An 18,052-nucleotide genomic window follows, 5' to 3' on the forward strand; every position below is an offset into this window, starting at 1 on the left:
GAGCGGTTAACGATTATGGAAACTCTACAAATCAGCATCTACGTGCTGGGCATGCTGGTGGCGCTCGCGCTGGTCTTCGACTTCATGAACGGCTTCCACGACTCGGCGAACTCGATCGCCACCGTGGTCTCCACCGGGGTCCTGAAGCCGCAGCACGCCGTCGCGATGGCCGCCTTCTTCAACTTCATCGCGATCTTCGTGGTCAACATGAAAGTGGCGCAGACCATCGGCAAGGGCACCATCGATCCCCACGTGGTCGACCACTACGTCATCTTCGGCGCCCTGGTCGGGGCGATCTCCTGGAACCTGATCACCTGGTACTACGGCATCCCGTCCTCGTCCTCGCACGCCCTGATCGGCGGCCTGGTCGGCGCCGCGGTGGCCAAGGCCGGCACCGGCTCGCTCGTCTCGGGCGGTCTGCTCAAGACCGTCGCCTTCATCGTGGTGGCGCCGCTGCTGGGCTTCGTGCTCGGTTCGGTCATCATGCTGATCGTGGCCTGGGTATTCGTGAAATCGACGCCGCGCAAGGTCGACGGACTGTTCCGCAAGCTGCAGCTGGTGTCGGCCGCCGCCTACTCCCTGGGCCACGGCGGCAATGACGCGCAAAAGACCATGGGCATCATCTGGATGCTGTTGATCGCAGCCGGCTATGTCAGCGCCAACGACGCGCATCCACCGGCATGGGTCATCATCTCGTGCTACGCCGCGATCGCCTTCGGCACGCTGTTCGGCGGCTGGCGCATCGTCAAGACCATGGGCCAGAAGATCACCAAGCTCAAGCCGGTGGGCGGCTTCTGCGCCGAGACCGGCGGCGCCATGACGCTCCTGATGTCGAGCGCCTTCGGCATCCCGGTGTCGACCACCCACACCATCACCGGCGCGATCGTCGGCGTGGGCGCCGCGCAGAAGGCTTCGGCCGTGCGCTGGGGCGTGGCCGGCAACATCGTGTGGGCCTGGATCTTCACCATTCCGGCCTCGGCGTTCATCGCCGCGGTGGCGTGGTGGGTCGGCACCCACATCATGTGATCGAGCAGATCGTGTACCAGGAAACGGAGCCGGGCGGCTCCGTTTTTTTTGGGCGCTGTACCCGTTGCCTGTGGATGAGCATTGAGCTGCTGAGCTGACCGGCGGTCCAACCCCTGTCGACGTCGATAGGAGCGCACGGTGAACCCCCCTGTTCGCCACGCTGTTCTCCCTGCTGGCGCTGCTGAACCAGCCGCAGCGCCAGCAGCTGCTGGCCGCCCTGCAGTGATCAACAGCTAGCGATGACAGCGCCTTTTGCGTGGCGTTGCCCGTGGCTCAGCGCATCAGGCCTTCGTTGGTGCCCGTGCCGGTACCGGCGTTCTTCATGTTTTCAAGATCGGTCTTGTCGACGCTGCTGGCGTTGTTGGCGGTCTGGCCCCGTTTGCGCGGCAGGTAGGTGCCGATCGGGACATAGCGCTCTTCCCGCACACTGGCGGCGGCGCCGTCACCCCCCGGAGCGGTGGACGCGCAGCCGGCAAGCAGCAACGCTGCCGCGGGGACAATCAGGGTAATCTTCATCGATCTGCTTTCGTGGACTGGGTGGACGGGCGGCCTGTGGATTGATGGCCAGCGTCCATTCTACCGAAGCAGGGCAGGAGCCCGCCTCTCAAATCTGGCAGCTGACGCGTGGCGTGCGCCGTGCTAGCCGAGATCGACTTCGAGGCCTTCACGGGCCAGGACCACCTGCAAGCCGAACAGGCGTCCCGCGTGGCGCGCCATCGCCTCGGCGAACACCGACTCGAGCTCGTCGTCGCCGCGCGTCGGCTCATGGTGGGTGCAGTACAGCGCGCGCGCGCCGACCCGCAGCGCCATCTCGAGCGCGCCGTCGAAGGTGCCATGGCCCCAGCCCAGCTTGGACGGGTATTCGTCGCGCGTGTACGAGCAGTCGACGATCAGGGCATCCACGCCGCGCATGACGGCGTCCATGCGGCGCTCGCGCGCGCGCAGGTGTTCTTCGCAGGCGGCGTGCTCGCAGCTTTCGGCTGGATGCGGGTTGGGCCAGGGTTCGTGGTCACCCGTGAAGAACAGCGACTTGCCGTTGCAATCGATACGGTAGCCGAGATTGAGCACCGGGTGGTTCATGACCACGTTCGACACCACGGCGTCGGCTACCTCGATCGGCTTTTCGATCTCGAGCGTGCGGTAGTCGATGGTGGCGCTCATCTGGGTTTCGCTGACCGGGAAGTAGCTGTTTTGCAGCTGCACGCCCATCACGTGCTCGATGCCGTGGCCTGTCACTTCATCATGCGCGCCATGCAGGCGCACCCGGTTGCCCTTGATGAACAGCGGGGTGAAGAAGGGCAGGCCGTGGATGTGGTCCCAGTGGCTGTGGGTGATGAAGATGTTGGCCGCCACCGGTCCCTGCTGGATCAGGTGCTGGGCCAGCGGGAACAGCCCGGTGCCGCCGTCCAGGATCAGGAGCGCGCCGGCGTCGGTGCGCACTTCGATGCAGGTGGTATTGCCGCCGTAGCGCGCGGTGCGCGGACCTGGCGACGGGATCGATCCTCGCACTCCCCAGAAGCAAAATTTCATGGCAGGCCTCCCGTCATGATCGTGTAGTTATTATTGTAGACAGTTCGATCATAGCGGTTTGTATCCTTCCGGCATAGGTATCAATCAAGGCTATGCTGTTTGCCCCGCCCGGCACCGCTCAAGCGTCGGCGGCCTCGCGCATCCGTGCCAGCAGCAGATCGCGTTCGGCGGCGTTGGCGGCGAGCGCCGCCGCGCGTTCGAATTCGGCGCGGGCTTCCCGGCGCCGGCCGAGCTTGAACAGCAGGTCGCCGCGCACGCTGGGCAGCCAGTGGTAGCCGTCCATGCGCCTGTCTTGCAGCAGCCGGTCGGCCAGGGCGAGACCGGCCGCGGGGCCGTCGGCCATGCCGACCGCCACCGCGCGATTGAGTTCGACCACCGGCGAAGGCTGGACCCGGGCCAGCTCGCCATACAGGTCGGCGATGCAGCGCCAGTCGGTCAGGTCGAAGCGGTGCGCGCGCGCATGGCAGGCGGCGATCTCGGCCTGCAGCAGATAGGGACCGCGCGCTGCACCAAGCCGCGCGGCGCGCGCGAGGGCGGCCAAACCACGTTTGATCAATATCCCGTCCCAGCGCGCGCGGTCCTGTTCGAGCAGCAGCACCGGCCGTCCGGCCGCATCCAGGCGCGCCGCCATGCGCGAGGCCTGCAATTCCATCAGCCCCACCAGGCCATGCACCTCGGGTTCGTTCGGCGCGAGCCCGGCCAGGATGCGGCCCAGGCGCAGCGCCTCGTCGACCAGGGCCGGGCGCATCCAGTCGGCGCCGGCAGTGGCGGTATAGCCCTCGTTGAAGATCAGGTAGACCGCTTCGAGCACGGCGCCCAGGCGCTCGCCCAGCTCGGCGGGCGGCGGCAGCTCGAACGGCACCCGGGCGTCGCCCAGGGTGCGCTTGGCGCGCACGATCCGTTGCGCCATGGTGGCTTCGCTCACCAGGAAGGCGCGCGCGATATCGCCGGTGGCCAGGCCGCCGAGCAGCTTCAGGGTCAGCGCCAGGCGCGCGTCGAGCGACAGCACCGGGTGGCACGCGGTGAACATCAGGCGCAGCAGGTCATCCTTGACCACGTCGCGGCGCCTGGCGTCGAGGTCGTCCACGAAGTCGGGCACGCTCGCCTCTTTTCCTCCCGCCTCCAGGGCCAGGAGGTCGAGGCCGATCTGTTGCAGCTTGCCCCGCAGGCTGCGGTCGCGCCGCAGCAGGTCGAGGGCGCTGTTGCGCGCGACCGTGAGCAGCCAGGCGCCGGGCCGGTCCGGGATGCCGTCCTGCGGCCAGCGTTCGAGCGCCGCCACCAGGGCGTCCTGGGCCAGTTCCTCGGCCAGTCCGACGTCGCGCACGATGCGCGCGATGCTGCCGACGATGCGACCGGATTCGATCCGCCACACCGCCGCGACGGTGTCTTCGACCCTGGGCGTCATTGCCCTTCTTGCGCACGCACGCGTTCGATGGTCTCGGACGGGGCGAAGTCGTCCAGTTCGAATACCTGGCGCACTTCGATCTCGGCGTCCAGGCCGGGGCCCTGCGGATTCGGGAAGCGGCGGGTCCATTCGAGCGCTTCCTCGCGCGAGCGGACCTGGATCAGGGTATAGCCGGCGATCAGCTCCTTGGTTTCGGTGAACGGGCCGTCGACCACGCGCCGCTCGCCGCCTTCGTAGCGGATGCGCCAGCCCTGGCTGGTCGGCTTGAGTCCATTGCCGTCGAGCAGGACGCCGGCGCGCGCCAGCTCCTGGTGGTAGTCGTTCATTTCGGCCAGCAGCGGCTCCTGGGGCATTACCCCGGCCTCGGTTGCGGCGCTGGCCTTGACGATGATCATGAAACGCATGGTGTTCTCCTGGGGTGATTGGCCCGCGGCGGCAAGCCTTCATTGACCACGACGAATGGCGACCGGCACTTTCGACAACCGCGGAGAAATGATCGACGACGCCTGCTAGCGCATGAAGCAGGGCGCCAGCGCGCGCACCTCGACCGTGGCCCATTCGGCGGCCGGACACTCGGTGGCGAGGGCGACGGCCTCGTCGCGCGAGTCGACATCGACCATGAAGAATCCGCCGACCATTTCCTTGGCCTCGGCGAACGGACCGTCGACGATGCGCGCCTTGCCGGCAGGACCGGTGACGCGCACCGCGGTATCGAGCGACGCCAGCGATTCGGCCGCCAGCAGCAGGCCGCGTTCCCTCAGGTCTTCGCCCCAGCGCAGCATGCGCTCGTAGGTGGCGCGACCCTCGGCATCGCTGCGCACAGCGCGCTGGCCGATCGGCTCGTGAATGAGCAGCATATGGGGCATGGGATCTCCTGTGGTGGTTGCGCCGGACTATTCTACGACTTCATCAATAGCCAAGGCACGCTGCGCCGCGGCATGCTTGGCCTTCGTTCGAACCGTGTCAAGGCAGCCTGCCGTTCGGATTGGCCGACTCGGAAGGAATGATCTCGGCGTGGGCCTGGTTCCGCTCGAGACCGGACATGTGGTTTCCCTTGGCGTCACCCACCAATAAAAACGCCCGCCGGTGAGGGCGGGCGTCGGTGGTCACGCTGGCGTCATGCTCAGAGCACGTCGCTCGCGTGGTCGGCCAGGCGCGAGCGTTCGCCGCGCGCCAGGGTCACGTGGCCGCCGTGGCTCCAGCCCTTGAAGCGGTCGACCACATAGGTCAGGCCGCTCGAACCTTCGGTGAGATAAGGCGTGTCGATCTGCGCGATATTGCCCAGGCACAGGATCTTGGTGCCGGGACCGGCGCGCGTGACCAGGGTCTTCATCTGCTTCGGCGTCAGGTTCTGCGCCTCGTCGATAATGAGGAACTTGTTCACGAAGGTACGGCCGCGCATGAAGTTGAGCGACTTGATCTTGATGCGCGAGCGGATCAGGTCTTGCGTCGCCGCGCGGCCCCAGTCGCCGGCGTCGCCGTCCGACTTCATGAGCACTTCCAGGTTGTCGTCGAAGGCGCCCATCCAGGGCGACATCTTCTCTTCTTCGGTGCCTGGCAAAAAGCCGATATCCTCGCCCACCGGGACCGTCACGCGGGTGACGATGATCTCGTTGTACTGCTTGGTTTCCAGCACCTGCGCGAGGCCCGCCGCCAGCGCCAGCAGGGTCTTGCCGGTACCGGCCTGGCCCAGCAGGGTGATGAAGTCGACCTCGGGATTCATCAAGAGGTTGAGGGCGAAGTTCTGCTCGCGATTGCGCGCGGTGATGCCCCAGACGTTGTTCTTGTTGTGGCTATAGTCGCGCAGGGTCTGCAGCACGGCGGTCTTGCCGTTGATCTGCTTGACCTGGGCGTACAGCGGCGACTGGCCGTCCTTCGGTTCGAGGAATACGAACTGGTTCACCAGCAGGGTTGGAATCAGGGGGCCGGTGACGCGGTAATAGGTTGCCGACGAGCCGTTCTTGTTCTCTTGCCACGATTCGACGTCCTGGCCGTGCCGGTCCCAGAAGTCGTCCGGCAGCTGGACGATGCCCGAATACAGCAGGTCGGTGTCTTCCAGCACGTGGTCGTTGAAGTAATCCTCGGCCGGCAGGCCGATGGCGCGCGCCTTGATGCGCATATTGATGTCTTTCGACACCAATACGATGGCGCGGCCCGCCATTTGCTGCTCCAGCGCGCGCACGACACCCAGGATCTGGTTGTCGGCCTTGCCGGACGGCAGGCCTTCGGGCAGGGCGGCGCTGTTCAGGCGGGTCTGGAACAAGAGGCGTCCCTTGGCGTCCTTGTTGCCCAGCTTGGACAGCGGGATGCCGGACTCGATCGCGTCGTCGTCGACGTTGGCGATCAGGGCGTCGAGCGTGCGCGAAACCTGGCGCGCATTGCGCGCCACTTCGGACATGCCCTTCTTGTGGTTGTCCAGCTCCTCGAGCGTCATCATCGGCAGGTAGACGTCGTGCTCTTCGAAGCGGAACAGCGAGGTTGGGTCGTGCATCAGCACATTGGTGTCGAGCACGAAGACCTTGGTGGTGCCGGAACGGTCGGCCTTGCGGCTGGTGGACGATTTGATGGTGACTTCGACCGGCTTGTGCTTGGCCGGATGCGGTTGATCGGCGTCGGTCTCGCGCAGCTTGGCCGAGACCGGCGCCGCCGCGGGCGCGCCAGGCTTGGCCGGCTTGCGGGCGGCGGGCGCTTCATTGGCGGCGGCGCTTGGCGCCGCGGCGGCCACACGGGTCGGCGCCGGCGCCTGGGCGGCGGCCAGCGTATCGGAAGCCTTGCGGCGTGCGCGCGATTTCGGCGTCGGCACGGCCTGGCCGCTGATCAGGTCCTCGACGTCGTCGGCCTGGGCCGACACGGGACGTACGGGCGACTTGCCGGGTTCGGCCTTGGGGTAATCTTTTGCCAGCAGCATGGTCGCTGGCTGGGTAGGCATCTTTGGCAGTGGCATCAGGTTCTCAATCTAAAAAAGTCTGGATGGACGTGCGCGCGCGGGCCACGTGGCGCGCTGCCGCACGGATTCGATGCTACTAACGTGGGTTGCGGAAGAACCGCACAATGAACGGCGAGGAAAAATGTTTGCAGGTTGGCCGAGCCCGGAAATGCGCCGGCCCGGCGGGGAACCGGATTCGGGGAGTGCGAATGTGTTACGGGTTGACTCAAAATATGGGATAGCGATCCAGCAGGTTGAACAACTGGAGCCATCCATGTATTCAGGGCTGGCTCTTCAAAAATTCCAGCACTTCGGTGACGTGATCGTTGACTTTCACGCCACGCCATTCTTTCACCAATCGGCCTTGAGCGTCAATGACAAACGTACTGCGCTCGACCCCACGCACCTGTTTGCCATACATATTTTTCATCTTCATGACATTGAACTGCGTGCAGACGGCTTCGTCCGGATCGGAGATCAGTTCGAAAGGCAGGCCCAGCTTGCCCTTGAAGTTCTCGTGCGAGCGCAGCGAATCGCGGCTCAGGCCGACGACGTCGGCGCCCAGCGCCTGGAATTCGGGCCAGGCTTCACGAAAGGCGATGCTCTCGGTGGTGCAGCCGGGGGTATTGTCTTTCGGGTAGAAGTACAGCACCGTGTACTTGGCGGGACGGCCCAGCAGGTCGAAGGTCTGGCCGCCGGTCATCGGGGCGGAAAATGGGGCGATGGTTGCTTGGCTCTCGGCCACGGGCTTCTCCTGGCAGTAACAGCGCTGTGCGCTGCGGTATTATCCTCCCGGCGCATGGTGGCGGGGAGCGGCACTGGCATGATAATCGTCCATACGGTCTGCCGCTAGTGCCCGCCTGAGCAGAAACACACTATTTACGCCGATTTGAAAATGTTTCTGCCAATTTAAGACTCGGCTAATCCAGTCAGGCGCCGATGATCAGCGCCAGCGTGACCTTGCGGCCTTCGCCCATCAGCACGTTATAGGTGCGGCAGGCGGCCTGGCTGTCCATGCTTTCGACGCCGATGTGCATGGCCGACAGGCCGGCCACCAGGCGCGGGTGGACGAAGCGCTGGCGCTCGCCGGTGCCGAGGATGACGACGTCGGGCGCGTCCTTCGCGATGTCCTCGAAATGGGCGGCGGTGAGGTCTTCGAAACGGGCGACGTTCCAGGGCCGCGGCGGGATCTCGGGGAGCACCGTCAGGCTGTAGTTGAAGCGCTCGGCATTGATTTCGACGCCCGAAGCGTCGTAGCCGGTGACGGTCTGGTATTGTTGAGTGTTGTCGGAATGAAGCTTCATGATTTGCTGACTCAGGTAAGTGGCCTCGCCGGCGGGCGGCAAAAGCCCATTGTAACCGGATCGGCAAGGTTGCCTAAACGGGGCGCTTTCGGCAGAATGGTATTTTTCGCACTGCAACAGAGTACGCTCACACCAGGGGAAATTTTGAGACCGATCGCCAAATCGAACAAGCTCGACGATGTCTGCTATGAAATCCGCGGACCGGCCCTGGACACGGCGCGCCAGATGGAAGAAGACGGCCAGAAGATCATCAAGCTCAATATCGGCAACCTGGCCGTGTTCGGCTTCGACGCGCCGGACGAGATCGTGAGCGACATGATCCGCAATATGCACGGTGCTGCCGGTTATACCGATTCGAAGGGCATGTTCGCGCCGCGCAAGGCCGTCATGCACTACACGCAAGAAAAGAATATCGCCGGCGTGGGCATGGACGACATCTACCTCGGCAACGGCGCCTCGGAACTGATCGTGATGTCGATGCAGGGCCTGTTGAACAACGGCGACGAAGTGCTGGTGCCGGCGCCGGACTACCCATTGTGGACCGCGGCCGTGAGCCTGGCCGGCGGCGCGCCCATCCACTATGTGTGCGACGAGAAGGCGGGCTGGCTGCCCGACATCGAGGACATGCGGCGCAAGATTACGCCGAACACGCGCGCGATCGTCGTCATCAACCCGAACAACCCGACCGGCGCCCTGTATCCGCGTGAAGTGCTGCTCGACATCATCGAGCTGGCGCGCCAGCATCAACTGATCGTCTACGCCGACGAAATCTACGACAAGACCCTGTACGACGGTGCCGAGCACGTCTCGATCGCGTCACTGGCCGACGACGTGCTGTTCGTGACCCTGAACGGCCTGTCGAAGAACTACCGTTCCTGCGGCTACCGCGCCGGCTGGATGGTGGTGTCGGGCGAGAAGCGCCACGCGAAAGGCTATATCGACGGCCTGAACATGCTGGCCTCGATGCGCCTGTGCGCCAATGCGCCGGGCCAGTTCGCGATCCAGACCGCGCTTGGCGGCCACCAGAGCATCAACGACCTGGTGGGGCCGGGCGGGCGCCTGCTCAAACAGCGCGACCTCGCGCACAAATTGCTTACCGATATACCGGGTGTGTCCTGCGTCAAGCCAAAAGCCGCGCTCTACATGTTCCCGCGCCTCGATCCGAAGATGTATCCGATCACGGACGACCAGCAGTTCATCTGCGAACTGCTGTCCGAGGAAAAAGTGCTGCTGGTGCAAGGCACCGGCTTCAACTGGATCGCCCCGGACCATTTCCGGCTGGTGTTCCTGCCCAATTCCGACGACCTGACCGACGCTTGCGGACGCATCGCGCGCTTCCTCGACGGTTACCGACGACGCCATGCCTGAACAGGGCAGGCGTCCTGACCATCAAGAGAAACAGATTTTATGAAACCGATTCAAGTTGGCCTCCTGGGCATCGGCACCGTCGGTGCCGGCACCTTCAACGTCCTTCAACGCAACCAGGCCGATATCCGCCGCCGTGCCGGACGCGGCATCGAGATTGCCATGATTGCGGCGCGCAATATCGAGCGCGCGCGCGAAGTGACTGGCGGTACGGTCGAGATCGTGGCCGATCCGTTTGCAGTGGTCAACAATCCCGCCATCGACATCGTGGTCGAGCTGATCGGCGGCTACGAGCTGCCGCGCGAGCTGGTGCTGCAGGCAATTGCCAACGGCAAGCATGTGGTCACCGCCAACAAGGCGCTGCTGGCGCTGCACGGCAACGAGATTTTCGCGGCGGCCCAGGAAAAAGGCGTGATGGTGGCCTTCGAGGCGGCCGTGGCCGGCGGCGTGCCGATCATCAAGGCGCTGCGCGAAGGCCTGACCGCCAACCGCATCGAATCGGTGGCCGGCATCATCAACGGCACCACCAACTTCATCCTGTCCGAGATGCGCGAGAAAGGCCTGGATTTTGCGACCGTGCTCAAGCAGGCGCAGGAGCTGGGCTATGCCGAGGCCGACCCGACCTTCGACATCGAGGGGGTCGATGCGGCCCATAAGCTGACCATCATGTCGGCGATCGCCTTCGGCATCCCGGTGCAGTTCGACAAGGCCTATATCGAAGGCATCAGCCAGCTGCAGGCGGCCGATATCCGCTACGCCGAACAGCTCGGTTACCGCATCAAGCTGCTGGGCATCACGCGCCGCACCCTTACCGAGGCGGGGGAGGGCGTCGAATTGCGCGTGCATCCGACCCTGATCCCTGCGACGCGCCTGATCGCCAATGTCGAAGGGGCGATGAATGCGGTGCTGGTGCAGGCCGATGCAGTCGGCGCTACCTTATACTATGGCAAGGGCGCCGGTGCGGAACCGACCGCCTCGGCGGTGATCGCCGACCTGGTCGACGTAACCCGCCTGCTGACCGCCGACCCTTACAGCCGCGTGCCGCACCTGGCCTTCCAGCCGAACCAGATGACCGACGTCGCCATCATGCCGATGTCCGAGATCACCAGCAGCTACTACCTGCGCGTGCACGTGCAGGACAAGCTGGGCGTGATGGCCGACCTGACCCGCATCCTGGCCGACGGCGGCATCTCGATCGACGCCGTGCTGCAGAAAGAGCCGGGTGACCAGCTCGATATCGACATCATCATGCTGACGCACCAGACGCGCGAAAAGAATATCGACGCGGCGATCGCCAAGATCGAGGGACTGCCGGCAGTGATCGGCAGGGTGACGCGGATTCGCCTCGAAGCGCTGGGCTAAGCTAGGCCTTTTTAACACCGCCATCTACCGCACGTCGCTCATGCGGAGGCGGGAACGCAAGTCTGGATGTGTAGCCGCAGCGCTTGACGTAGCGGCAAGTCACATCGGCCTGGGTTCCTGCCTGCACGGGACCGGCGCATTCTGGCCGAAGGCGCGTGGCTGGCGGGTCTTCGTCATCGTCGAGATTGGCCGTGGTAAGTGCGAGCAGATCCTGCTCGATGTGCTCGAACAGCACATTGGCGACGCTGGCGTAGCTGATCTGGAAGTTAGCGGAAGTCATCTGCAAATTCTACCTTCGCTAAATGGCACCAATGTGCCGGATCAGGCCGAATTTGACCGGTTTCAATCCCCCATCATCCACGCTGCGCACTTTCGGCGAGCACGCTTGCCGCAGCCGGCAGTCGGTGGTGGTACTGTCGCTTCGTAGCGTCGGGTAACACTCGCAGTATTAGATGCGAATACGCAACCATGGATGTGAGAAACAACGTTTGTTCCGCTGTGCTTGCCGTTGTACATTACGCACTCCATAACACCGAGCTTCCAGCATGCGCCAACCGAGCCAGTTTTCCCTGCTGACCCAACGCCGTTTCGGCCCGTTTTTCTGGACCCAGTTCCTGGGTGCCTTCAACGATAATCTGTTCAAGACGGCGTTGCTGGTCGTCATGACCTATGACGCAGTCAACTGGACAACGCTCGATCCCTCCCTGCTGAACAACCTGATCCCGGGCCTGTTCATCCTGCCCTATGTCCTGTTCTCGGCCACCTCCGGCCAGATCGCGGACAAGTTCGACAAGGCCAGCCTGGCGCGCATCGTCAAGATCGCCGAGATCGCCATCATGGCGGTCGCCGCCATCGGCTGGATGACCCATACCCTTTGGCTCCTGATCGCGGCCGTGATCGGCATGGGCATGCATTCGACCCTGTTCGGGCCGGTCAAGTACGCCTATCTGCCGCAAAACCTCAAGCCCGACGAACTGGTCGGCGGCAATGGCGTGGTCGAGATGGGGACCTTCGTCGGCATCCTGCTGGGCGAGGTGGCCGGTGCGGTGCTGGTCGGCTACAAGCCGAACGGCATCATGCTGGTAGCCGGCGCCACGCTGGTGTTCGCGGTGCTGGGCCTGGCCACCGCCTGGCGCATCCCGCCATCGCCGGCGCCGGCGCCCGAGCTGCGCATCAGCCGCAACTTCATTGCCGAATCGTGGCGCAACCTGGCGTTCTCGCGCCAGAACCGCACCGTGTTCCTGTCGATGCTCGGCAATTCCTGGTTCTGGTTCTATGGCGCCTTGCTGCTGGCCCAGTTCCCCGTGTTCTCCAAGGATTACCTGATGGGCGACCACAGCGTGTTCGTGCTGCTGCTGACCGTGTTCTCGCTCGGCATCGGCGCCGGTTCGCTGCTGTGCGAACGGCTGTCGGGCCACAAGGTCGAGATCGGCCTGGTGCCGTTCGGCTCGATCGGCCTGTCGGTGTTCGGCATCGACCTGTATTTTGCCAGCGAAGCGTTCACGGCCGGCGGCGCGGTGGTGGACTGGATGACCCTGCTCGGCCAGCCGGGCGCGCTGCGCATCCTGGGCGACCTGGTGATGATCGGCGTGTTCGGCGGCTTCTTCATCGTGCCGCTGTTCGCCCTGATCCAGACCCGCTGCGACCAGAAGCACGTTTCACGCACGATCGCCGGCATGAACATCCTGAACGCAATCTTCATGGTGGCGTCCGCCGGCGTCGCCATCCTGCTGCTGGGGCAGGGTTTCAGCATCCCCGAACTGTTCCTGGCCACGGCCCTGCTCAATGCCGTGGTGGCGGTGTACATCTTCTCGCTGGTGCCGGAATTCCTGATGCGCTTCCTGGCCTGGCTCCTGATCCATACCGTGTACCGGGTGCGCACCGTGGACACCTCGCGCATTCCGTCGGAAGGCCCGGCGGTATTGGTGTGCAATCACGTCAGCTATGTGGATGCGATCGTGATCAACGCGGCCAGCCCGCGCCCGATTCGCTTCGTGATGGACCATCGCATCTTCAAGACGCCATTCTTGCGCTGGATCTTCCGCGCCGTTAACGCAATCCCGATCGCGCCGGCCAAGGAAGACCCGTGGACGATGGAAAAGGCGTTCGTCGACATCGCCCATGCGCTGCACGATGGTGAGCTGGTGTGTATCTTCCCGGAAGGGCGGCTGACCACGACCGGCGAGATGAGCGAGTTCCGCAGCGGCATTGCAAAAGTCGTGGAGCGCAGCAAGGTGCCGGTGATCCCGATGGCGCTGCGCGGCCTGTGGGGCAGCTGGTTCACGCGCGACAAGAGCAATCTGTTCGGCCGCCGCATCGCGCGCGGCATGCGTTCGCAGCTGTCGCTGGCGGTGGGGCAGCCGGTGGCGCCGGAGCTGGCGACGCCGGAGTACCTGCAGCAGCAGGTGATGGCGCTGCGTGGAGACTGGAAGTAAGCGCTTCGGCCTCAGTCTTTACTGGCGGCCTGCTTGCGCGGCCGGTGCCTGCGGTCGCCGGCCGATCCAGGTGGCGCGGTGCCACAGGCTTTCCAGCGGGCCTTGCGCATGGCGCCGCAACCACCAGCTGCTGAAGCGGATCTGCAGGATGGCCAGCGCGACGCCGATGACGAGGCAGATGCTGGCCCCCGTGAACGCGTAGAGGCCGAGGCCGAAACCGTAATACAGCGTCGTGCCGACCAGCGACTGCGCCACGTAGCTGGTCAGGCTCATGCGCCCCATCGGCGCCAGGCGTGACAGCAGGCGGGCGCCTGCGCTGCGCCGGTACAGCAGCACGAACAGCGCCACCAGCAGCGCGGCGAACGCCAGGTTCGACCACGAGGTGACGATCACCTGCAGGGGACGCCGCACGCCTTCCGCCATCACCAGTGCATCGAGTGACTTGCTCAAGGCGAATAAAGGCACGAACCCGAGCAGCGCGCCCAGGCCGATGCGGCGCCAGCGGGCGGCGGCCTCGCTGCTTGTTGCGAACAGCCCGCTGCGGCAGGCCAGCATGCCGAGCATGCACAGCGCCGGAATCTGCAACACCCTGCCGTTTTCCCAGCTCCACAAGAGGGCGGCGGTCTTGCCGTTGGTCAGGTTGCCGGCCCATACCTGGCGCATCGAGCCGTGCATCAGGTAGTCGTTGGCGCGGCCAAAGTAGGCCCATGAGGCCGGGTCGGGCAGGGTGGCGGCGGGGACCGGCAGCGCGCGCCATAGTGCCATCCAGGCCGGGGGTTGCAACAGCAGGACCAGCGCCAGCGCCAGCACGATGCGGTTGCCCAGGCGCGCCACCGGCAGCAGCGCCAGGGCCAGTACCGCGTAGATCGACAGGATGTCGCCCTGGTAGAACAAGGAATTGACCAGGCCGAAACCGAGCAGCACGGCCATGCGCCAGACGAAGCGCGCCCTGAAATCGTCGCCCAGCGCGGCGCGCTTGTCGAACTGCAGGGCAAAGGTGAAGCCGAACAGGAAGGCGAAGATCGCATACGCCTTGCCGCCGAACAGGAAGAAAGCCGTGCTCCAGACACCCTTGTCGAGCGCCGCCAGCCATGCCGGAACCCAGGCGGGCGCACCATACAGGTCGAAGCGCTCGATATGATGCAGGAGCATGATTGCCAGGATGGCGAAGCCGCGCAGGGCGTCGACCTGCGCGATGCGGATCGGGGAAGTGGGCATGGGTGCTCCGAAAACGGGTGACCGATTATAGGTGGCAACGCTTCCACTCAGATTGGACGCGGTGAATTCCATGCAATGGTCATACTTGTTTGCGGCGCCAGGACGGTACATGCAGTCAATGCGTGGCAGATGTGCAAGTTCGCGGCTGTCTCTGATATAATTGTTGGCTAGTCGGGGCGTAGCGCAGCCTGGTAGCGTACGTGCATGGGGTGCACGGGGTCGGAGGTTCGAATCCTCTCGCCCCGACCAAGAGAATCAACGAAAAAGGCCAACCGCAAGGTTGGCCTTTTTCGTTTCGCCGCGCAGGCGGGATGGCGCTTGCCGGACGCCTGCCGGCTTACGCGACAGCGCGCATGCGACCGCTCACGCGCTCGCCTGTCGCATGGGTTCGGCTTGCTCGCCTGGCTGCTCGGCCAGGAACCTGTGAATCTGCGCCACCACGGCCGCGCCTTCGCCCGCCGCCGCCGCGACGCGCTTGGTGGAGCCGGCGCGCAGGTCGCCCACGGCGAACACGCCCGGCACGCTGGTCTCGAGATCGCGTCCGCCATGCTGCCCGGTGGCGTCGTAACCGGTCAGCACGAAGCCCTTGCGATCCAGTTCCACGCCGCACTCGAGCAGCCAGTCGCTGTTGGGATCGGCGCCGATGAACAAGAACAAATGGTGGGTGTCGAACACCACTGGCGCGCCGCCGCTGCGGCTGCGGCAATGCACCCTCTCCAGGCCCGACTCGTCACCTTCGAGCGCGGCCAGTTCGAGACGGGTGTGCAGCACGATGTTGGCGGTGGCGGCGATGCGCTCGATCAGGTAGCTCGACATGCTCGCCTCGAGTCCGTTGCCGCGCACCATCAGGTGCACGGTCTTCGCATGTCCGGCCAGGTAGACGGCGGCCTGGCCGGCCGAGTTGCCGCCGCCGACCAGCACCACGGTCTGCTGCCGGCATATCTTCGCTTCGACCGGCGAGGCCCAGTAGTACACGCCACGGCCCTCGAAACGCGACAGGTCCGCCAGGTCCGGCTTGCGGTAGCGTACGCCGGCCGCCAGCACGACGCTGCGCGCCCGCGCGCAGGCGCCGTCGTCCAGCTCGATGCGCAGCGGCCGCTGGCGACACAGCAGGCGCATCGCCGGCGCCGGGATCGCGATCTCGGCCCCGAACTTGCTGGCCTGCACAAACGCGCGGCTGACCAGGGCATGGCCCGAGATCCCGGTCGGGAAACCGAAGAAATTCTCGATGCGTGCGCTGGCGCCGGCCTGGCCGCCGTAGGCGCGCTGTTCCAGCACCATCACCGACAAGCCTTCGGATGCGGCGTAGACGGCGGTGGCCAGGCCAGCCGGGCCGGCGCCGACGACCAGCACGTCGCAGACCGTCTCGCGCCGGATGCGCGGCAAGGTGCCCAGGAAGCGGCCGACCTCGGACAGGCTCGGGTTCTTGAGCACGAAGCCGTCGGGCATCGCGACCAGCGGCCAGTCGTGCTCCTGGCGCCAGTGTTCGCGTACCAGCTCGGCGGCGTCGATGTCGCAGGCCGGGTCGCGCCGCGTGTAGGGCTGCGCATTGCGCGATAAAAAACTCTCGAGTTCGAACAGGCGCACATGGCCGGGCGGCCCGATCAGGATCGGTCCGGTAGGCTGCTCGCCGATCAGGCGCGCGCGGCGCAGCATGAAGGCGCGCATCACGCGTTCGCCCAGCACCGCCTCGGCCATCAGGAGCGCGCGCAGCCCCTCGGGTTCCAGCACCAGGGCTTCCAGGCGGCCGACCGCTACGCCGTCGACCAGCGGCGGACGGCCCGACAGCTGCGATACCTCCCCGGTGAACTGGCCGGGCTCGAACAGGTGCACTTCGACGCGGTGGCCGAGGGCATTGCTGCGGCTGCAGCGCAGCTGGCCGGACAGCACGACGACCATGCCCGGCGAATCGACCAGCGCCCGGAACACGAAGTCGCCGTCGTGCCAGCTGCGTTCGGTTGCAAACCTGCGGATGCGCTTGATGTCGTCGTCGCCCAGGACCGGATAGACCTGGTGGCCGCGGGTCTTGAGGTCGATCAGGTAGCGCGGATCGATGATGGACGGTTCCGGCAGGCCGTCTTGCGTGCTGTCGTTCATGGGGGCTCTCGGCTGGTCTGGATGCTGTTTCGATGGAAGGCTGGCGACTGCATGGTAATGCAGGCCGGCCGCTTTGTAAGCTATACCCTAAGTCGGGTGCGCAATGGGAGCGGATCGCTTCCAGTTCAGCGCTGGCGCTGCAGCAGGCGGAACAGGGCGGCCGGCGCCAGCAGGCGCTGCAGGCGCACCAGTACCCGGCGCAGCGAGCCCAGGTCTTCGCGCTGGCGCGCCAGGCGGCTGGCCAGCAGGCGGTCCTCGAGGGCGTCGACCCGCGCCACCGTCTCGCGCACGATGTTCGCCAGCACGTCGGCCTGGTCGCACAGCAGGTGGATCAGGAGTTCGCTCGACGAGCGCAGCGGGGCGCCCTGGCGCATGTCCTGGCGCAGGCGCTCGATCGAGGCTGGCGGCTTCCTGCGCGCGCTGATGGCGGCGTGCGGGGTGGCGCGGACCCACCGGGGGCGTGATCTCTGCGCTGTCGAGCGAAAAGCCGTGCAGCACGTCATTGACGACGGCGGTCAAGGCGTTGTCGGCCAGCTCGATGCGGCTCGAGCGCGATCCCTGGTGCAGGGTCTCGTTGAACTCGTCGGCCAGCGCGGCGTGGGGCGCAACGAGCGCTCGCTGGCGCTGTTCGACAGGTTGAAGCGCAGCCAGATGAATTGTTCCGTTGCGGTTCGCGCATCCAGGCCCGGGCCTCGTGCGCGCAGGTCAAGGCGGCGATGGCGCCGCGCCGAAACAGGGATTTCCATACCAGGCCCGAAGCGTCGGAACCGTCATTGAAACCAGGACCCGCCTTCTGGGTCATTGACCTTCCTGGGCAATAAACGATAGGCAATTGTAGAGTGTTCGGGACGGGCGATGTTGCGTTCGGCTGGCGCCAGTAGGTACTGGTCATGTCATCAAGCTGAAACCAAAGCTCGCTACGATTGCTCCTGTGTCTCTCCGCGTGATCCCTCAACCGGATACTGCGTTTTTCCGTCGGCTTCACGGTCGACGGATTTTTTTTATCCGCGCCATGGGTGGCGCTGCGCGACGGGCCGCCTGGCTCTAGCTCACTGAAAGGAAACGCATGCAAGTCTCGCAGCTCGAGCGCCGCGGCGCGGCGCCGAACGACATGGCTGACAACGCCGTTGCCAATCCCTACGCGGGCGCAAGCCATGTCGTACGCCAGGGCATCCTGATCCAGGCCAGCCTGGGCATGCGCAGCGCGGTCGAATTCCTGAAGCAGCATGGCGTGCATGGCGCCGTGATCCACCGTGTGCTGATGGGCGAGAACATGCGCGCTGACGACCAGGCCGCGCTTTCTGCGGCGGCGCTCGACGATCACGCGGCGATCGATGATCCCTGCATGTGAATGACGCGGTGCCTGCGTGCGGCGCAGGTATGC

Annotated in this window: 17 protein-coding genes and 1 tRNA gene; 6 read left to right on the forward strand and 12 right to left on the reverse strand. The window is 65.3% G+C overall.

Translation table 11 applies throughout. The features are described 5' to 3' along the window. Positions 1-15: 15 nt before the first annotated feature. Positions 16-1,026: an inorganic phosphate transporter gene (locus AC56KW_RS14020; protein ID WP_497171298.1), complete on the forward strand. Its 1,011-nt coding sequence runs from the start codon at positions 16-18 to the stop codon at positions 1,024-1,026. 273 nt (positions 1,027-1,299) lie between these two features. On the opposite strand, the gene AC56KW_RS14025 is transcribed toward AC56KW_RS14020, so the two are convergent. The 8 genes from AC56KW_RS14025 to AC56KW_RS14060 form a co-directional block, all read right to left on the reverse strand. After that, positions 1,300-1,542: a hypothetical protein gene (locus tag AC56KW_RS14025; RefSeq protein ID WP_497171299.1), complete on the reverse strand. Its 243-nt coding sequence runs from the start codon at positions 1,540-1,542 to the stop codon at positions 1,300-1,302. 123 nt (positions 1,543-1,665) lie between these two features. Beyond that, positions 1,666-2,556, reverse strand: coding sequence for an MBL fold metallo-hydrolase (locus AC56KW_RS14030; RefSeq protein ID WP_497171300.1), 891 nt, complete (start codon positions 2,554-2,556; stop codon positions 1,666-1,668). A gap of 118 nt (positions 2,557-2,674) precedes the next feature. Further along, positions 2,675-3,961: an RNA polymerase sigma factor gene (locus tag AC56KW_RS14035; RefSeq protein ID WP_497171301.1), complete on the reverse strand. Its 1,287-nt coding sequence runs from the start codon at positions 3,959-3,961 to the stop codon at positions 2,675-2,677. Then, positions 3,958-4,365 carry a YciI family protein gene (locus AC56KW_RS14040; RefSeq protein WP_497171302.1) on the reverse strand — a complete coding sequence of 136 codons (408 nt, stop codon included), beginning with the start codon at positions 4,363-4,365 and terminating at the stop codon, positions 3,958-3,960. Before AC56KW_RS14040 ends, AC56KW_RS14035 begins: the two co-directional genes overlap by 4 nt. Positions 4,366-4,470: 105 nt before the next feature. After that, positions 4,471-4,827 (reverse strand): YciI family protein, encoded by a 357-nt coding sequence (locus tag AC56KW_RS14045; RefSeq protein WP_497171303.1) that lies wholly within the window; start codon positions 4,825-4,827, stop codon positions 4,471-4,473. Between the two features lie 257 nt (positions 4,828-5,084). Then, positions 5,085-6,905 carry a PhoH family protein gene (locus tag AC56KW_RS14050; RefSeq protein ID WP_497171304.1) on the reverse strand — a complete coding sequence of 607 codons (1,821 nt, stop codon included), beginning with the start codon at positions 6,903-6,905 and terminating at the stop codon, positions 5,085-5,087. Positions 6,906-7,167: 262 nt separating this feature from the next. Then, positions 7,168-7,632 (reverse strand): peroxiredoxin, encoded by a 465-nt coding sequence (locus AC56KW_RS14055; RefSeq protein WP_497171305.1) that lies wholly within the window; start codon positions 7,630-7,632, stop codon positions 7,168-7,170. A 184-nt stretch (positions 7,633-7,816) separates the two neighbouring features. After that, complete coding sequence (locus AC56KW_RS14060; RefSeq protein WP_497171306.1) at positions 7,817-8,191, reverse strand: Mth938-like domain-containing protein; 375 nt, start codon at positions 8,189-8,191, stop codon at positions 7,817-7,819. Between the two features lie 144 nt (positions 8,192-8,335). Here AC56KW_RS14060 and AC56KW_RS14065 point away from each other — a divergent pair, with 144 nt between their 5' ends. Both AC56KW_RS14065 and AC56KW_RS14070 read left to right on the forward strand, forming a co-directional pair. Then, on the forward strand, positions 8,336-9,559 hold the full coding sequence (locus AC56KW_RS14065; RefSeq protein ID WP_497171307.1) for a pyridoxal phosphate-dependent aminotransferase: 1,224 nt from the start codon (positions 8,336-8,338) through the stop codon (positions 9,557-9,559). Positions 9,560-9,598: 39 nt separating this feature from the next. Beyond that, positions 9,599-10,918: a homoserine dehydrogenase gene (locus tag AC56KW_RS14070; RefSeq protein WP_497171308.1), complete on the forward strand. Its 1,320-nt coding sequence runs from the start codon at positions 9,599-9,601 to the stop codon at positions 10,916-10,918. Position 10,919: 1 nt separating this feature from the next. On the opposite strand, the gene AC56KW_RS14075 is transcribed toward AC56KW_RS14070, so the two are convergent. After that, positions 10,920-11,198, reverse strand: coding sequence for a hypothetical protein (locus AC56KW_RS14075; RefSeq protein ID WP_497171309.1), 279 nt, complete (start codon positions 11,196-11,198; stop codon positions 10,920-10,922). Between the two features lie 265 nt (positions 11,199-11,463). Here AC56KW_RS14075 and AC56KW_RS14080 point away from each other — a divergent pair, with 265 nt between their 5' ends. Continuing rightward, positions 11,464-13,353, forward strand: a complete 1,890-nt coding sequence (locus tag AC56KW_RS14080) for an MFS transporter (protein ID WP_497171310.1) — start codon at positions 11,464-11,466, stop codon at positions 13,351-13,353. 18 nt (positions 13,354-13,371) lie between these two features. Here the strand turns inward: AC56KW_RS14080 and AC56KW_RS14085 are convergent, their stop codons facing one another. Next, positions 13,372-14,571, reverse strand: a complete 1,200-nt coding sequence (locus AC56KW_RS14085) for a DUF418 domain-containing protein (RefSeq protein WP_497171311.1) — start codon at positions 14,569-14,571, stop codon at positions 13,372-13,374. Positions 14,572-14,743: 172 nt separating this feature from the next. Between AC56KW_RS14085 and AC56KW_RS14090 the strand changes: the two genes are divergently transcribed. Then, positions 14,744-14,820: transfer RNA gene (locus tag AC56KW_RS14090), tRNA-Pro, on the forward strand. 114 nt (positions 14,821-14,934) lie between these two features. On the opposite strand, the gene AC56KW_RS14095 is transcribed toward AC56KW_RS14090, so the two are convergent. Then, positions 14,935-16,668, reverse strand: a complete 1,734-nt coding sequence (locus tag AC56KW_RS14095) for an FAD-dependent oxidoreductase (RefSeq protein WP_497171312.1) — start codon at positions 16,666-16,668, stop codon at positions 14,935-14,937. Positions 16,669-16,793: 125 nt separating this feature from the next. Continuing rightward, complete coding sequence (locus tag AC56KW_RS14100; RefSeq protein WP_497171313.1) at positions 16,794-17,171, reverse strand: CorA family divalent cation transporter; 378 nt, start codon at positions 17,169-17,171, stop codon at positions 16,794-16,796. Positions 17,172-17,734: 563 nt separating this feature from the next. On the opposite strand from AC56KW_RS14100, the gene AC56KW_RS14105 reads away from it, so the two are divergent. Further along, complete coding sequence (locus AC56KW_RS14105; protein ID WP_497171314.1) at positions 17,735-18,019, forward strand: hypothetical protein; 285 nt, start codon at positions 17,735-17,737, stop codon at positions 18,017-18,019. Positions 18,020-18,052: the final 33 nt, after the last annotated feature.

The sequence above is a fragment of the Telluria sp. RT2P19 genome, assembly GCF_059685725.1.

Coding starts and splice junctions, on each gene's coding strand:
- AC56KW_RS14100 (WP_497171313.1), bottom strand. CDS start 17,171: ATGACGTGCTGCACGGCTTTTCGCTCGACAGCGCAGAGATCACGCCCC.
- AC56KW_RS14025 (WP_497171299.1), bottom strand. CDS start 1,542: ATGAAGATTACCCTGATTGTCCCCGCGGCAGCGTTGCTGCTTGCCGGC.
- AC56KW_RS14085 (WP_497171311.1), bottom strand. CDS start 14,571: ATGCCCACTTCCCCGATCCGCATCGCGCAGGTCGACGCCCTGCGCGGC.
- AC56KW_RS14050 (WP_497171304.1), bottom strand. CDS start 6,905: ATGCCACTGCCAAAGATGCCTACCCAGCCAGCGACCATGCTGCTGGCA.
- AC56KW_RS14070 (WP_497171308.1), top strand. CDS start 9,599: ATGAAACCGATTCAAGTTGGCCTCCTGGGCATCGGCACCGTCGGTGCC.
- AC56KW_RS14020 (WP_497171298.1), top strand. CDS start 16: ATGGAAACTCTACAAATCAGCATCTACGTGCTGGGCATGCTGGTGGCG.
- AC56KW_RS14075 (WP_497171309.1), bottom strand. CDS start 11,198: ATGACTTCCGCTAACTTCCAGATCAGCTACGCCAGCGTCGCCAATGTG.
- AC56KW_RS14095 (WP_497171312.1), bottom strand. CDS start 16,668: ATGAACGACAGCACGCAAGACGGCCTGCCGGAACCGTCCATCATCGAT.
- AC56KW_RS14045 (WP_497171303.1), bottom strand. CDS start 4,827: ATGCCCCATATGCTGCTCATTCACGAGCCGATCGGCCAGCGCGCTGTG.
- AC56KW_RS14030 (WP_497171300.1), bottom strand. CDS start 2,556: ATGAAATTTTGCTTCTGGGGAGTGCGAGGATCGATCCCGTCGCCAGGT.
- AC56KW_RS14040 (WP_497171302.1), bottom strand. CDS start 4,365: ATGCGTTTCATGATCATCGTCAAGGCCAGCGCCGCAACCGAGGCCGGG.
- AC56KW_RS14080 (WP_497171310.1), top strand. CDS start 11,464: ATGCGCCAACCGAGCCAGTTTTCCCTGCTGACCCAACGCCGTTTCGGC.
- AC56KW_RS14105 (WP_497171314.1), top strand. CDS start 17,735: ATGCAAGTCTCGCAGCTCGAGCGCCGCGGCGCGGCGCCGAACGACATG.
- AC56KW_RS14035 (WP_497171301.1), bottom strand. CDS start 3,961: ATGACGCCCAGGGTCGAAGACACCGTCGCGGCGGTGTGGCGGATCGAA.
- AC56KW_RS14060 (WP_497171306.1), bottom strand. CDS start 8,191: ATGAAGCTTCATTCCGACAACACTCAACAATACCAGACCGTCACCGGC.